The sequence below is a fragment of the Vibrio sp. OPT46 genome, from assembly GCF_015163535.1.
In the GTDB taxonomy this organism is placed as follows: domain Bacteria; phylum Pseudomonadota; class Gammaproteobacteria; order Enterobacterales; family Vibrionaceae; genus Vibrio; species Vibrio alginolyticus.
The window spans coordinates 1,150-1,436 of sequence record NZ_JADDYG010000793.1 but is presented as its reverse complement, the minus strand read 5'-3'; the positions used below and the strand labels follow the sequence as shown (position 1 = coordinate 1,436).

At 38.0% G+C, this 287-nt stretch carries 1 pseudogene; it reads right to left on the bottom strand.

The features are described 5' to 3' along the window. A pseudogene (locus IQR33_RS34685) lies at positions 1 to 287 on the bottom strand (hypothetical protein); the annotation flags it as partial.

Sequence of the window (287 nt, the reverse complement as noted above, 5' to 3'; positions counted from 1 at the left end):
TTTTTTTCACCAGAATTAGTAGGCACATCACTATGTTTGAAAGTGCGTACATTTCTCGCTTCTTGTAAACGGTAACGCGTGGTTATAGATGAATTGGCGCCAATATCTGAAGGTGGCGCAAGGTGCATATAAAGTGTATAGAACTTAAATACATCTTCATTATCTTCGGGGTTTACAGCCTCATGCTCGATAAGCACAAAGTTATTACTATACTTAAACTCTTGCTCTTGGTACGTTGATGTTAGGTAATCAGGATTTATGCGAAATGCCACTATTTTTCCATCAAG